Annotated in this window: 10 protein-coding genes and 1 pseudogene; 9 read left to right on the forward strand and 2 right to left on the reverse strand. The window is 46.7% G+C overall.

Features of this window, described 5'->3' with window-relative positions:
* Positions 1 to 569: 569 nt before the first annotated feature.
* The 6 genes and pseudogenes from ACKLNH_RS15635 to ACKLNH_RS15660 form a co-directional block, all read left to right on the forward strand.
* Positions 570 to 1,457: pseudogene (locus ACKLNH_RS15635) on the forward strand (cation:dicarboxylate symporter family transporter); the annotation flags it as partial.
* Positions 1,452 to 1,793 carry an NAD(P)/FAD-dependent oxidoreductase gene (locus tag ACKLNH_RS15640; RefSeq protein ID WP_413113267.1) on the forward strand — a complete coding sequence of 114 codons (342 nt, stop codon included), beginning with the start codon at positions 1,452 to 1,454 and terminating at the stop codon, positions 1,791 to 1,793. The pseudogene ACKLNH_RS15635 and the gene ACKLNH_RS15640, both read left to right, overlap by 6 nt.
* Positions 1,794 to 2,020: 227 nt before the next feature.
* On the forward strand, positions 2,021 to 3,751 hold the full coding sequence (gene gshA / locus ACKLNH_RS15645) for a glutamate--cysteine ligase (RefSeq protein WP_413113197.1): 1,731 nt from the start codon (positions 2,021 to 2,023) through the stop codon (positions 3,749 to 3,751).
* 55 nt (positions 3,752 to 3,806) lie between these two features.
* Complete coding sequence (locus ACKLNH_RS15650) at positions 3,807 to 5,597, forward strand: ABC transporter ATP-binding protein (RefSeq protein ID WP_413113198.1); 1,791 nt, start codon at positions 3,807 to 3,809, stop codon at positions 5,595 to 5,597.
* Positions 5,590 to 7,431 carry an ABC transporter ATP-binding protein gene (locus ACKLNH_RS15655; RefSeq protein WP_413113199.1) on the forward strand — a complete coding sequence of 614 codons (1,842 nt, stop codon included), beginning with the start codon at positions 5,590 to 5,592 and terminating at the stop codon, positions 7,429 to 7,431. The genes ACKLNH_RS15650 and ACKLNH_RS15655 overlap by 8 nt, the downstream gene beginning before the upstream one ends.
* Before the next feature lie 72 nt (positions 7,432 to 7,503).
* Complete coding sequence (locus tag ACKLNH_RS15660) at positions 7,504 to 8,982, forward strand: glutathione synthase (RefSeq protein WP_413113268.1); 1,479 nt, start codon at positions 7,504 to 7,506, stop codon at positions 8,980 to 8,982.
* A 41-nt stretch (positions 8,983 to 9,023) separates the two neighbouring features.
* On the opposite strand, the gene ACKLNH_RS15665 is transcribed toward ACKLNH_RS15660, so the two are convergent.
* Positions 9,024 to 9,221, reverse strand: coding sequence for a hypothetical protein (locus tag ACKLNH_RS15665; protein ID WP_413113200.1), 198 nt, complete (start codon positions 9,219 to 9,221; stop codon positions 9,024 to 9,026).
* Positions 9,222 to 9,486: 265 nt separating this feature from the next.
* Positions 9,487 to 10,464 (reverse strand): catabolite repressor/activator, encoded by a 978-nt coding sequence (cra, locus tag ACKLNH_RS15670; RefSeq protein ID WP_413113201.1) that lies wholly within the window; start codon positions 10,462 to 10,464, stop codon positions 9,487 to 9,489.
* 251 nt (positions 10,465 to 10,715) lie between these two features.
* Here cra and fruB point away from each other — a divergent pair, with 251 nt between their 5' ends.
* From fruB to fruA, 3 genes are read left to right on the forward strand one after another with little or no spacing between them, the layout of a single operon-like run.
* Entirely contained in the window at positions 10,716 to 11,852 is a 1,137-nt protein-coding gene (gene fruB, locus ACKLNH_RS15675) for a fused PTS fructose transporter subunit IIA/HPr protein (RefSeq protein ID WP_413113202.1), read from the forward strand.
* Positions 11,853 to 11,861: 9 nt separating this feature from the next.
* Entirely contained in the window at positions 11,862 to 12,803 is a 942-nt protein-coding gene (gene pfkB / locus ACKLNH_RS15680; RefSeq protein ID WP_413113203.1) for a 1-phosphofructokinase, read from the forward strand.
* 41 nt (positions 12,804 to 12,844) lie between these two features.
* A complete protein-coding gene (gene fruA, locus ACKLNH_RS15685; protein WP_413113204.1) occupies positions 12,845 to 14,575 on the forward strand; it encodes a PTS fructose transporter subunit IIBC in 1,731 nt (576 codons plus the stop codon).
* The last annotated feature ends 154 nt before the right edge of the window (positions 14,576 to 14,729 follow it).

Raw genomic sequence — 14,729 nt, forward strand, 5'->3', positions numbered from 1 at the left:
TGCGGCAAATTGCCACATATCCTGCTTTCCACTTCGCCGCCTATCCCGCTATATCTTAGTTTCACCACTAGATTTAACTATATAAAATTCAATAGGATAAGGGGTAACTCCTGTTGCTTCTACAGCTGATATTCCGCAAGTTGCAGCCTATTAGCAGGGTACACTACTGTACTCACGTTACCAAAGTTTCATGCATCTCGTAACATTATCGCAATAGTATTGATCGCTGTACATGCAGTTCACTCAACCGGACGTGATGCCATTAGCAAAAGTACGGAAAAAGAAAAGTGGATTGCTGGCGTAGAGCATTTGCTCCAAATGATCTCGGGGCAAAAGTATTTTAGCTGATTTGCCCATCTGACTTGATACAGCCAAAAAGCGCTCAATCTTTATTGTAAATGATCAGACTTTATGCCCTCCGACATCACTAAATGATGAAGAGGTGGAAGCGAGTTCACCCGGCCGCAGTTACCATCTTTAGTCGGCTAAGAGATCAAATTTTTGGCGATGTTGCATCTTTTCTTAACTGAATGCGTCTTCCTATTATCATTTATTAATAGGAATCTTCCATGAGCCTCTCGTTCATTGCTTTGAGCATACTTTTCTTTGCATTCTATGCACTGCTAGCAAAATTTAAAAAACAGAAAAAAACCTTTAACTTTAGAGTGCTGAGTGCGTTGGCTGCAGGCTTGCTGTTTGGTGGCGTCATTCAAGTGATCTTTGGTGTGGATAATTTGGCGACCGCTAACTTTGCTGAACTTATTTCACTCTTTGGTAAAGGCTATATCAAGTTACTTCAAATGATTGTGATTCCATTGGTATTTGTCGCCATGATCTCATCAATCATGAATGTCGAGGGTAATGGGACTCTTTCAAAGATAGCGCCGAAAATCATTGCTGTGCTGATAGGCACGGTGGCGATCTCTGCTGCAGTGGGTATTGGCAGTGTTTATTTTTTTGGTATTGATGCTAATGCCTTAGTCAGCGTTGTTGGCACCAACAGTGCGATTGAAGCAAGAGGCAACGCTTTAGTTGCCACGCAAGATGCCTTGGTCAGTACAGGGCTTTCCGACTTAGCTCTATCAATTATCCCAAGTAATGTGTTTGAGATGTTAACCGGCACAGAGCGCACCGCCACGCTGTCGACGGTATTGTTTGGTATGTTCTTAGGCTACAGCACCCTGCAAGTGAAAAAAAGAAAGCCTGAAAAAGTGGCTGGATTTATTGCCTTCATTAATGCATCAAAAGAGGTCGTGCTGTCGATGGTACGTGAGATCTTAAAGCTAACCCCTTACGGAGTGTTTGCCCTGATGACCTCATTTATGATGACCAATGATTTATTCGCATTGGCAGAGATGGGGCGCTTTCTTATTGCTAGCTACGCCGCCATTGGCGCAATGTTTGTGATTCATTTTGTCATGGTATCTATGTTGGGGTTATCGTCATTAAAGGTGCTTGATTACGAGCTTGCCAGAACGGGAATCTCAGAGAAAATGGCTGCTGAGCACAACGTAAATATCAGCGTATCGACCATTGCCGATAAAAATCAAACCGATTACTACCCGGGCCAGGAGGACATTAAAGTGAAGCTTCTCTATCAGCCTGATAGCCATGTTCTTCTTGGTGGGGAAATCATTGGCAAAAAAGGCGCAGTGAGCCGCATTAATGCCTTAGCCGTAGCTATTTCAGCGAAGCTGACAACTCAGCAATTAGGCTATCTTGATTTTGCTTATGCTCCGCCATTTTCACGCACATGGGATGCCTTAAATGTGGCAGGAAACGTAGCAAAATAAAGCGCATCCAGTGTGATGACTGATGCCAATTTAGGGAGAGTATTGATATTCTCCCTTCTGCTTTTAACGGCGTGTTGTCCCACGGGTTTTCGCCCTCTATCTGTTTCGGCATAGTCTTTGAAATAGTCTTCGAAACAGGTTTCGACACTTTTTTGAAAAACTTTTGCGTCTTCTCCTTCTTTGTTGCGTCTTAACCACGTCAATCAAATTTATATCGAATATTACCTATGAAAAATGAAGCGACCCCTCTCGAGATGAAAGAGACAAAAATCAACAACGAGATGAACTCTCCAGCGTTAGGGTTGCTGGCGGACTTTATCGCCAGTGATGAAATAGCCAGCGCACTAAAGGGTATTCGCCGTGGAATAGAGCGAGAAATGGTGCGAGTGAGCGCAGACGGAGCACTTTCTGAGCGTGCCCACCCGTCAGCGTTGGGGGCTGCTCTAACTCACCCATACATCACCACCGATTTTGCAGAAGCCCAGCTTGAGTTAGTGACGCCAGCGCATACGGAACGAAGTGAGACATTTAATACCCTGGCTTCATTACACCATTTTGTCGCAACTCACCTAGAAGACGATGAGACGCTATGGGCAGCAAGCATGCCACCACGATTAGCCGACGATGGCAGCATTGCGATTGCTGATTACGGTACCTCGAATAAAGGAATGATGAAGACTCGCTATCGTGAGGGGCTCGCCAATCGGTATGGCAAACGCATGCAGCTCATCTCGGGTATTCATTATAACTTCTCATTGCCAAACAGCTTTTGGGAAGCGCTTCATCGCTACAGCAACAGTGAGCAGCCGTTAGAGAGCTTTATCTCCGAGCGCTACTTTCACCTGATCCGCAATGTACTGCGCCATGGCTGGATCATTCCCTATCTGTTTGGTGCGTCACCGGCGGTCGATAAGAGCTATCTTCAAGCTAAGCCCGATGCACTAACGCCTAATCCATTGATGTCATGGAATGAGACGACCGATTATCTGCCTTGGGCGACCTCGCTGCGCCTTAGTAGCCTTGGGTATGGCAATAGTGAGCAAGCTGATTATCCAATCAGTTATAACACTAAGGATGCATATCTTACTGGGCTGTGCCACGCATTGACCAAGCCAAGTAAGCACTATGCGCACTTGAGTGACGAGCAGCAGTTAAATAGCGCCGTTCTTCAATTAGAAAATGAGTTGTATGGCTCGGTGCGCCCCAAGATCGTTAATGCGAAAATGCGCCCCTTGGCGGCAATGTGTCACTACGGTATCCAATACATTGAATTACGCAGTTTGGATAATAACCCCATGCTGCCTTTGGGGATCGATGAACTGCAGAGCCAGTTTCTTGATCTGTTTTTAATCTACAGCGCCCTGGCCCCGAGCCCAGAGATGAGCGAGAAAGAGCAAAAACTGATCATGGAGCGCCAAGAGTTGGTGGCAACACAGGGCAGAAAGCCCGGTTTGATGCTACCCACGCTAAGCGGTACGATGTCATTGATTGACTTGGCAGAACCGCTACTCGATGCGCTTGAGGAGATGGCAATAACTATCGGCAACCCTCATCAAGGCGATGACTACATGCGAGCAGTGTTGCGTGAAAAAGCCAAAATTGCAGACAGTACGTTAACGCCGTCAGCGCAGGTGCTGGCCAATATGGAAAAACAGAACCAAAGTCATACGGCATTTACTTACGCTCGCTCGCAACAGCATGGGAAAGGGTATCGAGATGACATACTCACAGTAGATGAGATGAGTAAACTCGAATCGCTGGCTACGGCATCATTGCATAAACAACAACAGCTCGAAGCAATGCCAGAGATGCGTTTTGATGATTATGTCGCGCAAAAGAGCATAACGGATTGCGATGCATGTCCTGACACGCCGATCCCTAGGTCGAAAATGCAAGATATCATCAAGGCGGCATCATCAATGCCATCAAAGCTAACGCTATCAAAAGTAGCGTCATAACATACTTACTACAAACAAGCGCATCAAAAATACGCATTGGAAAAATTGGAAAGATATGAATATTCTTTGGAAATTAAAAGCCTACCTTAAGATGTATCGTCGGCACTACTTGATCGCTTTCGTGGCGTTGCAGGTCGTTGCGTTGATTAATCTGGTTCCTTCATGGCTGATCGGTCGTATCATCGATGGCATTAGTGCAGACACACTCGATACTCAAACGATGATTGTTCACGTTGTTGGGATTATCGTTGCCGCTGGGGCGATGTACGGCTTGCGCTTTGTATGGCAAAGCAAGCTGTATGGCGCATCCATTGCAATAACTCGTGTGATTCGTAGTGAGTTATTTCATAAATTCTCGCAACTACCGCCGGCCTTTTATACCCGCCGTAGCACAGGAGATCTGATGGCACATGCCACCAACGATCTGAATGCGGTAGAAGAGACCATGGGAATGGGCATTATGACGCTGGTGGACTCGTTAATCGCTGGTATAACCGTCATCTTAGGCATGATCTTTGTTGTCAGCGGTGAACTGACCGCAGTGGCACTGCTGCCTTTCCCACTACTAGTTTTGATCACGCGCCGCTATGGTGTGAAGCTGCACAAAGCCTTTGGCAAGGCGCAAGCCGCCTTTTCTGGTCTGACTGAAGAGACGCGAGAAACCGTCTCGGGTATTCGTGCGGTTCGCTCACATGGCATTGGCGATCGTCAAACGCAGCGCTTTGGTAAAAGCTTGGCTGACACGGTTGAGACTAATCTAACGGTGGCAAAAGTCGATGCGGCGTTCGCCCCGACGATCCAATTAGTGTATGGCTTGTCGTTTGTGATCGCCTTAGGTTACGGCGCATGGCTTATCCAGCAAGGCAGCATCACAGTCGGTTTGTTTACCACCTTTACCCTCTATCTAGGGCAGCTTCTCGGGCCATTTATGCAGTTTGGCTGGCAGTTCAATGTGTTTCAGCGTGGCAGCACCTCATGGCGTCGCCTAGAGCAGCTGTTTGCTGAAAATGTTGAGGTTGTTGAGGGGGATAAAACACTACCCAAAGATGCCGATGCCAGCATGTCTTTCGACATTCAATCATTCACTTATCAAAAAGCAAACCGCAAGGCGCTGGATAACGTGAAGTTTGAGCTGCCATCGGGCGGATTGGTTGGCATTACCGGGCCAACAGGCAGTGGGAAAAGTACATTATTGCATCTGGCGCTGCGTCAATTCCAACTGGATGAATCGTCGAGTATCCATGTTGCAGGCATGCCAATCGAGAGCCTGACGTTTAATTCCCTGCGCAGCAAATTGGCCTGGGTGCCGCAAAAGCCGCACCTGTTTTCAGGCACCATCGCCGAGAATATTGCGCTAGGGAAACCCGATGCATCACAAAGTGAAATAGAGCATGTTGCGCAGATGGCCGGGATTCGAGCTGAGATAGAGGCAATGCCAGACGGCTTCAACACGCCGCTGCGAGAGGGAGGAACCAATCTATCTGGCGGTCAAAAGCAGCGCTTAACCCTTGCTAGAGCGCTACTCTCGAATGCCGAGATTCTCTTATTGGATGATCCATTCAGTGCACTAGACATGAAAACCGAGGTGCAGGTTCGTCAAAATCTAAGGGCGCATTATTCGCATAAGACCATGCTGCTGGTAACGCAGCGATTGACCAACCTCATCGAGGCGGATCATATCTTAGTGCTAAATGATGGGCAGATAGAAGAGCAAGGCTCTCACCATCAATTGGTGGCAAATCAAGGCTGGTATTCAGTCGTTTATCAACGTCAAAGTCAGCTAGGGAAAACAGTGAACAACAATCCACTTAACGGGGTAAATAGTGAGGAGAGTGATCATGAGTAATTCTCAGGCTAAGCGTTCGCTTTATCGCCGTATATTGAGCTTCTCATTGCCGCATAAAGCACGCTTTGGCTTCGCCTTTTTGATGCTTGCGCTTGCCGTGAGCGCAGAGATGGCGATCCCATGGTTGGCGAAAATCATCTTAGATGAGGTGATAGTGCCGCAACAGTTTGAATGGCCACAGCTGATGATGCTGACAGGCCTTGTCATGCTGTTTTATGTCCTTGCTGCCGTGTTTGGCTACTTGCAGGCGGTGACCTTTAAACACAGTGCATTACTCGTGGTGAAAGATGTGCGTGAACAGCTCTTTCGTCATGTGCTGCATTTTCCAATTGCTACCTTCGATAGGTTATCGACGGGGAAGTTGGTCTCTTACATCACCAACGATACCGAGTCGTTACGCAATATGTTCGTATCGACATTGCCGACGGTGATTCAAGGGGCTCTGCGTATCAGCGCCATTTTTATTGCCATTGCATTACTAGATTGGCGTTTAATGTTGATAAGCATGGTACTTATCCCTGTATTGCTGATGACGATGCACCTGTACCGTAAGATCTCAATGCCAGTCTTTGATGGCATTCGAACCCAAGTTAGTAGTATCAATGGGCAAATAAACGAGTCGCTGCAGGGCATGGCGCTGGTACAGGCATTTCGTCAAGAGAAGGCGTTCCAAGCTAAGTTTGAAAAAGAGAACCAAAGCTGGTTTAACTTTCGCACTAAGTCCATTGCAATCGATAGCCTAATGCTATTGCCGCTAACCCGCCTGATTGCAACATTAACAGCAGCAGGTATTGTGGCGTGGTTTGCCGGCGCATCAATGTCAACGGTGGTTGAGATTGGTACCTTATATGCGTTCCTCAATTATATTGAGCGCTTTTTTGACCCGTTCCGCCAGCTCTCGATGGAGCTACATAAATTGCAGGTGGCAACCGTCTCTTCAAAACGTATTTTTGAACTGCTTGATGATGAATCGGAGAGCCATGACGCAACGATGCCGGAAGTGACGATTAATGAAGCTCATGACATTGAGTTTCGCAATGTCACCATGGCGTATGAAGACGATAAACCAGTGCTAAAAGATGTCAGCTTTACTGCCAAAGGTGGCAAATTTACCGCTATTGTTGGTCATACTGGCAGCGGTAAAAGCTCGGTGATCAATCTGCTGATGCGCTTTTATCAGCAGCAGCACGGTGAGATTCTAATCGGTGGACAGCCATTACATACACTACCAGAGTCGCAGCTACGTCAATTGTTTGGTTTGGTGTCGCAAGACCCGACTATCTTTAGTGGCTCGATTGTCGATAACATCGATCTCTCGCATGTTACAGGTGTAGAGAACGAAATGTTCCACCAAGAAGCGACCAATCGACGTGACAAAGCTATTAGCGCCGCAGAAAAAGTGCAAGCGGATCGCTTCATTCATCGCTTACCGGATGGGTTTGACCATCAGGCAAGTCATGGTGGCACCTCGCTCTCTGTTGGCGAAAGGCAGTTATTGGCATTAGCGCGAGCTATCTCTCATGATCCGAAAGTATTCCTGCTTGATGAGGCAACCGCAAATATCGACAGTGAGTCGGAAGAGGCCGTAAAGCTGGCACTTGAGAATATTAAAGATGGCAGAACGGTGATTACGGTTGCGCACCGCCTATCGACGATTCAAAACGCTGATCAAATCCTAGTGATGAATAGCGGCAAGGTGGTACAGAGCGGCACACACCAGACGCTCATCGCACAAGCGGGTGATTACCGAGATTTATACCTTGCGCAAAAAGCGCAAGAAGAAACCGAACACCAAAACAGCACGCTAGGTCTAACACCTGCAAGCGTGGCCTAAGTGGAACAGAATATGAGTCATGGCAATATGAATAACAGCACAGTAAAAAACACGACAGTAAACAACGAGACGATGAATAAACAAAATCAGTTTGTCTCTCAGCAAGTCATCAATGATCTGCTTGAGTGGGAGATCATGCATGGCGTCGCATTTCGTCAGGCGGATAATACAGCAAGGCATGTACCCTTTAGCATCGCCCCGATGACGATGGAACGTTCGATTTATGAGCACTTACTCACGGTGACACCGCTTATCGCAAAGCTGGTGAGCAACGTGTCTGAGGATCATGCATTTTTGCAACAATCGCTGAGTGACATGGCCAAAGCCGACCCATTTTTTGGCCGCTTGATGGAGCTGCACCACCAGGCGCATGGTGATGCGACTCAGTCTCAACCACCTGCGCGTCAGCCACTGCTTTTGATGCGAACCGATTTTATGGACGATCGCCAGCATGGGGCAAAAGTTATCGAATTCAACGGTATTGCTGCGGGCATGGGGCCATTTGGGCAGCGTGCCTCAGAGCTGCATCGTTTTGCCGAAAATCAATGGAATGATGTGTATCGCAACTGGCTTGAAGATGAAAGTGCAATACCAGCGAATAATCAGGGCATGGAACAACTCGCCCTAGGTATTGCGGCAGCCACCGCTAAGGTGAAGGCGCACTTTGTTGAGCTTGGCGAGAGTGCAACGGCGCAAAAGCCGACGTTTCTAATGATTGTGCAAAAAGATGAAGACAATGTTTATGATCAGCACTTACTAGAGGTCGCACTGCAACAACGTGGCGTGCGCACCGTTAGACGCACCTTTGAGCAGTTGAGCTCGCAGTTATCGACTGGAGAGAGCCAGCGCCTCATTCTGGATGGTGTTGGCGCTATTGATAGCGTTTATCTGCGAGCAGGCTATCAATATGCCGATTATTGGGCGCCGGATCTGAATGAAGACATTTGTTGTCATACATTGAGCCAAACACGCCTGTTTATTGAGAAACACTACGTGGCGATTAATGCCACCATCAGTCAGCAGTTGGCAACGAGCAAGTCGATGCAGATGATACTCACAATGATGCCAGCGCAAGACTATGCCCGTTGGGGGCTTAGCCTTGAAGAGGCGCAATTAGTAAAGAGTGTATTAGCCGACATGAAGCCTATTTCGGCGCAAACCATCGCGTGGTTTAACAGCTCGGCTAACAAGGATGAGTGGGTGCTTAAGAATCAGGGCGAAGGCGGCGGTCACTGCGTCTTTGGTGAGCAGATAAGTGAAACTCTAGCATCACTCAAACCACAAGAGTACGACGCATGGGCACTGATGCAGCGCCTCTACCCGCATGAGCGTGATACCCCAACCATTGCGGTGCGTGATGGCAAACAGACCTTGGTGGATGACCTCGTTAGCGAGATCGGCTTGTTTACCGCACACTATCAAGGTGACCCTGTCACGGAGTTGGGCGGCTATGCGGGCTATCTAATTCGCAGTAAACCGGCCAGTGAAAATGAGGGTGGTATTCATAGCGGTCAAGGGATATTGGACTCGCTGGTGCTGATGGATGGGTAGATAAAGATAAGGAAAGCCTCGTGTTGAGGCTTTCCTGTGCATTAGTGGATTAGTCCTAGTTCTACTGCTTCTTCGTAAGTTAGGCCGCTCTCTTTAATATCACGCAGTGCTTCTATACGGCGACGTGCGTTTGCTTGTTTACTGTTCTTTGAGCTCTTCTCTGAACGCTCTTCTGTATCTGTTGCCCAGTGGGTAGTGATATTTTTTATTTCATTGTGATCAATGGAGTTGATAGACATAGTTCCTCCGTATACAACTCGCTGCGAACTCAAGGTATGTTTATCAAACTCAGCAGGTTCTTTTAAGCCCTAATTTATCGTTCTGTGATTGAGTCATTGTTTCTACCAAAAACCTGCAAAAATGGGGTGAAAAAGGACAATTTAACGTTACTATCAGCGGTTATCGCCTTATATTTTCCATCTTATTGGAGTGAGTTTAAGTTGGACACCATTAAGGAACCGTGCCGACGTTTGACTAGACGAAAGGCATTGATTTGCCATGATCCTATCGAATGACAATACTACGTGGTATTAACTCTATACCAGTTTGATAACGCTTATTTGAAGCATCTAAAGCCGCTGCTAAAGCAGTATTAGCAATGAGTTCAAATTGTTGAGGCATAGAGTTGATTTTTATAGGCAAAAAATCGAGTAGACGGTTATCACCAAAAGTGCCCAATTTGAGTTGATTCATTAATGCAGGGCGCTCAAGTAAAGCATCCAAAATGCCTTCTAAAAGCGTGTATGACGTGGTAACAATCGCATCTGGCAGTGTCCCTGCTTTTATCCAGCTCTCAAATACCTTCTTGCCTTCTTCTCGATTAAAGTGTTCGCCATAACCGATGATTGTTTTTGTTGACGGACTTTTTAAAGCGTCTTCAAAACCCAACTGGCGTTTGTGAGATACGTTTAACTCAGGAAGAGCGCCAATAAGACCGACGCTTTCGACATTATCGGACAAAACTGATTTAGTGAGCTCAAATGCAGCATTGTAGTCTTCACTGATGACACAAGAAAAAAATTCATCATCTAAAGGTCGGTCGATGGCGATGATTGGTGTGCCTTTTTTCAGCATATTACGGTAAAACCGGCTGGCATTCGGCAGGCAACTCGCGACAAATAGCGATTCAATTTTGCGGCTAATAAGTGCGCCTGCAAGCGACTCTTCCGTTGTAGGATCATCATCGGAACAGCCTATTAGGATTTGATACCCGGCTTTCCTTGATTTCTGTTCCAGCAGTTTTGCAAGCTTAGCGTAACTTGTATTTTCCAGATCTGGGATTATCAGACCAAATGAGCGACTGTACCCAGCACGCAGTGACGAGGCAGCATGGTCAGGTTTGAAGTCATGCTCCTCTACTACAGCCATGACTTTTTCTTGGGTCTTTTCACTGATACGGTACTTCTTTGCCTTACCGTTTATTACGTAACTGGCTGTCGTTTTCGATACTCCGGCCAGCTTTGCTATTTCATCTAATGTCATATCTTCACATCTCAATATGTGCGCTTGATCATAAATTCATTGCTTACTTCCCATTCGGTATTGAATTATACGCTGAACCGATTCAGTATCAAGGCTGAAAGGATTCAGCACATCTTGATATTTGACCAATATCACCTAAATTAGAACACAAGAGTAGAAAGTTACTGCTTTTAAAATTAAATGCTGAATCGATTTAGCTATGAGATAACTCATTGTTAAAATTCAGTTATTAGCGGAAGAGGCGAGATACCATGCTAAAACTAACAACGACAGATATAAAAATTCAACAGGCCGCGGACGACAAGCAAGCCGCTATTCGCACTCTTGCGGCAGATCTTACAGATAAAGGTCTTGTTGATGCTGATTACGTGGAAGGGATGTTAAACCGTGAAGCACAGAATTCTACGTATCTAGGTAACGGTATCGCTATCCCGCACGGTACAACTGATACTCGAAGCCTTGTTAAGAATACTGGTGTTGCGGTTCATCATTTTCCTCAAGGGGTTAATTGGGGGGACGGTAACACCGTGTATGTGGCCATCGGTATAGCGGCGAAATCCGATGAGCACCTTGGTATTTTGAAACAACTGACTAAGGTTCTATCGGATGATGAAGTTGAAGCAAAGCTGCAGGCTGCGACATCAAAAGATCAAATCGCGGCCTTGTTGAATGGTGAAGTGCAGTTCAAGGCTGATTTCAGCGAAGAGCTGATTCGGTGTCGCCTGCCAGTTGGCGATATGGTTGAGATGAGCAGCATCGCCGGCGACATGGTTCAAAAGACAGGGGCGGCATCTCAAGATTTTGTGACTGAATTACTGACAAAGAAACCGACTAACCTTGGTGGAGGATTGTGGCTGATAAGCAGTAAGTCTGGCGTATCGCGTACCGCAATGTCTTTCGCTTCCGCAGAAAATGAATTTAATTATGACGGCAAGCCGGTAAAAGCACTCATTACTCTTGCAGCTTGTAATGCCGCACATAAGCGCTTACTTGAAACGCTTAGCCAGTTGGTCTTTGAGCAAAGACAAGGGGCGATTGCGCAAGCCACCCCGCAAGAACTGCTAGCAATATTTAGTGCCGACGAAGAAGCCGACGAGAACCTAGTTGTTGGTGGAAATGAGGCGGTATTTAAAATTAAGAACCCACACGGCCTTCATGCCCGTCCTGGGGCAGTACTAGTTTCCCAAGCGAAGAAATTTGAATCAACGATCAAAGTGTCAAACCTGAATGGCAATGGAAAACAGGTCAATGCCAAAAGCCTTATGAAGGTGATTGGTCTGGGTGTTACGCAGGGCCATGAATTAAAGTTTGTTGCTGAAGGTCCGGATGCACAAGAAGCGCTTGTCGCTATTGGGGATGCAATCAATGCTGGCCTTGGCGAAGGTTAAGAGGTTTTTATGTCTACGAAAAAAGTTGTGACAGTCACTCTGAATCCGGCACTTGATCTTACTGGTCACCTGAACGTGCTGAATGTGGGGTCGGTAAGCCTAGTAGAACAAGGCGATCTGCACGCCGCAGGTAAAGGGGTAAATGTCGCTAAAGTTCTGTCTGACTTAGGCGCTCAAGTTACGGTGACGGGCTTTTTGGGGGCCGATAATCAAGATATGTTCTGCCAGCTTTTCGAAGAGCTAGGTGTGAACGATCAGTTTGTGCGTGTGCAGGGGTCAACGCGTATCAACGTTAAGCTTGTCGATAAAGCTGGGGTAACCAGTGATATCAACTTCCCAGGTGCAGACGTTAAGCCAACAGACATTGAACAGTTTGAGAGACGCTTATTCGGCTTAGCAGAAGATCATGAGTACATCGTTATAGCGGGTAGCTTGCCTAAGGGCGTATCCCCAAAGCTTTGCGCAGCTTGGATTCAAAAGCTTCATAAAATGGGCAAGAAGGTTTTGTTTGATAGCAGCCGTGCAGCTCTTGCCGATGGGATTAATGCCAACCCATGGTTGATAAAGCCTAATGATGAGGAGTTGTCTGAGTTTGTTGGCCGTGACTTGGCTTCCGCTGAGCAGTGCCAGGATGCAGCAACGGCGTTAGCGGATAAGGGTATCGAGAATGTCGTGGTATCTATGGGGGAGAAAGGGGTGATGTGGCTAAATGCTGGAAAATGGCTGCACGCTCAACCTCCTCGCATGGATGTAGTGAGTACCGTTGGCGCGGGAGACACGTTGGTTGCTGGTCTTTGTTGGGGCCATATGCAGGAGATGAAAAAGCCAGAATTGCTAACTTTTGCAACAGCACTTTCTGCTCTAGCAGTATCTCAGGTAGGGGTCGGCGTCCAGAGCGTAGATGAGCTCAATAACCTACAACAGAAAATTAGATGTGATGAGCTTAATTAGCCGTACTAGATAAATTTAAGAATGAAGAAAGGTCGATTATTATGAATATTGCAATTATTACAGCGTGTCCAAGCGGGGTTGCAAACAGTATTATTGCTGCAGATTTACTATCTCAGGCAGCTAAGACACTGTCATGGCAAGCTAAGGTTGAGTGTCAGTCTAGTTTCATGGATGGCGAAGTGCTTAGCGCGGACGATATTGCAAATGCTGATGTTGTTGTTATCGCGGCAAATGCTGTCATCGATACAAACCGTTTTGTTGGTAAAAAAGTCTATCAGGCAGATATTTCAGCTGTAACGGCAGATGCGAAAGCATTTTTAAAAAAAGCCGTGACTGAAGCGACGGAGTTAACTGCAGCGACAGCCGTTAGCACGGTCGCAACGTCGAATTCTAATGCTAAGAAAATTGTGGCAATTACAGCATGCCCAACAGGAGTTGCTCACACCTTTATGGCAGCAGAGGCGTTGGAAGAAGAAGGCAAACGTAGAGGACATAACATAAAGGTGGAAACGCGTGGTTCAGTGGGAGCCAAAAATCAACTGACCGAGCAGGAAATTGCTGAAGCCGATCTTGTTATCATTGCCGCCGATATTGATGTACCGTTAGATCGTTTTAATGGTAAGAAATTGTACAAAACCAAGACGGGTCCAGCACTGAAGAAAACGTCAGAGGAGATGGACAAAGCCTTTGCTCAAGCGACCATTTATCAACATTCGGGCAATGCTTCCTCATCAACTGCTTCTGATGAGAAGAAGGGCGTGTACAAGCACCTGATGACCGGTGTATCTCACATGCTTCCTGTTGTGGTCGCTGGTGGTTTGGTTATCGCACTCTCTTTTGTTTTTGGTATCGATGCATTTGAAGAGGAAGGAACACTCGCAGCGGCTCTAATGGAGATTGGTGGTGGTGCGGCATTTGCTCTGATGATCCCAGTTCTTGCCGGTTACATCGCCTTTTCTATTGCAGACCGTCCAGGCCTTGCTCCAGGTTTAGTGGGTGGTATGCTGGCTTCTTCGCTTGGCGCTGGATTCCTTGGTGGTATCCTTGCTGGTTTTATCGCGGGTTATACGGCGAAATTTATCGCCGACAAGTTGCAGCTACCTCAAACGCTGGAAGCGCTAAAACCGATCCTTATCATCCCATTGATTTCCACGCTATTCACTGGTCTGGTCATGATTTATGTTATCGGTGGTCCAGTATCGGCAATCATGTCTGCAATGACTAACTTCCTTGAAAATATGGGCTCAGCGAATGCTGTGATGCTTGGTATTATTCTTGGGGCGATGATGTGCTTTGACCTTGGTGGCCCTGTTAACAAAGCAGCCTATACATTTGGTGTTGGTCTTCTTGCATCTGAGACTTACCTACCAATGGCGGCTATCATGGCTGCGGGTATGGTTCCGGCACTCGGTATGGGGCTTGCTACATTCCTTGCTAAAAATAAGTTCAGCGAAGATGAGCGTAAAGGTGGTGTGGCTTCTTTCGTACTAGGTCTGTGCTTTATCTCTGAAGGAGCGATTCCATTTGCAGCACGCGATCCAATGCGTGTAATTCCTTGCACGATGGCTGGTGGTGCTGTTGCTGGTGCGCTATCTATGCTGTTCGGCTGTGAACTACTTGCTCCACATGGTGGCTTGTTCGTTCTATTGATTCCAAATGCTATTTCGGCAGTTTTGATGTATTTAGTGGCGATTGCAGCGGGCACCGCAGTAACAGGTTTCGGTTATGCCTTGCTTAAACGTTTAGACGAGGAAAAGGTGGCAGCTGCATAATATTATTAAAGTCGAGTTCATATAAGGCTGTTTGGGGCGCTCGTTGAGCGTCCTTTTTTTTGTACAAATATAGAGTTGATCAAATAAGACGATATTACCTACATTTCAAAAAGTTGTGGTTCTCCATCATGTTCAAGCAAGAAGCTTAGATTAG

The sequence above is a fragment of the Thaumasiovibrio clandestinus genome (genome assembly GCF_047250365.1).
Lineage (GTDB): Bacteria > Pseudomonadota > Gammaproteobacteria > Enterobacterales > Vibrionaceae > Thaumasiovibrio.

Coding starts and splice junctions, on each gene's coding strand:
- gshA (WP_413113197.1), top strand. CDS start 2,021: ATGAAAAATGAAGCGACCCCTCTCGAGATGAAAGAGACAAAAATCAAC.
- ACKLNH_RS15650 (WP_413113198.1), top strand. CDS start 3,807: ATGAATATTCTTTGGAAATTAAAAGCCTACCTTAAGATGTATCGTCGG.
- ACKLNH_RS15655 (WP_413113199.1), top strand. CDS start 5,590: ATGAGTAATTCTCAGGCTAAGCGTTCGCTTTATCGCCGTATATTGAGC.
- ACKLNH_RS15660 (WP_413113268.1), top strand. CDS start 7,504: ATGAATAAACAAAATCAGTTTGTCTCTCAGCAAGTCATCAATGATCTG.
- ACKLNH_RS15665 (WP_413113200.1), bottom strand. CDS start 9,221: ATGTCTATCAACTCCATTGATCACAATGAAATAAAAAATATCACTACC.
- cra (WP_413113201.1), bottom strand. CDS start 10,464: ATGACATTAGATGAAATAGCAAAGCTGGCCGGAGTATCGAAAACGACA.
- fruB (WP_413113202.1), top strand. CDS start 10,716: ATGCTAAAACTAACAACGACAGATATAAAAATTCAACAGGCCGCGGAC.
- pfkB (WP_413113203.1), top strand. CDS start 11,862: ATGTCTACGAAAAAAGTTGTGACAGTCACTCTGAATCCGGCACTTGAT.
- fruA (WP_413113204.1), top strand. CDS start 12,845: ATGAATATTGCAATTATTACAGCGTGTCCAAGCGGGGTTGCAAACAGT.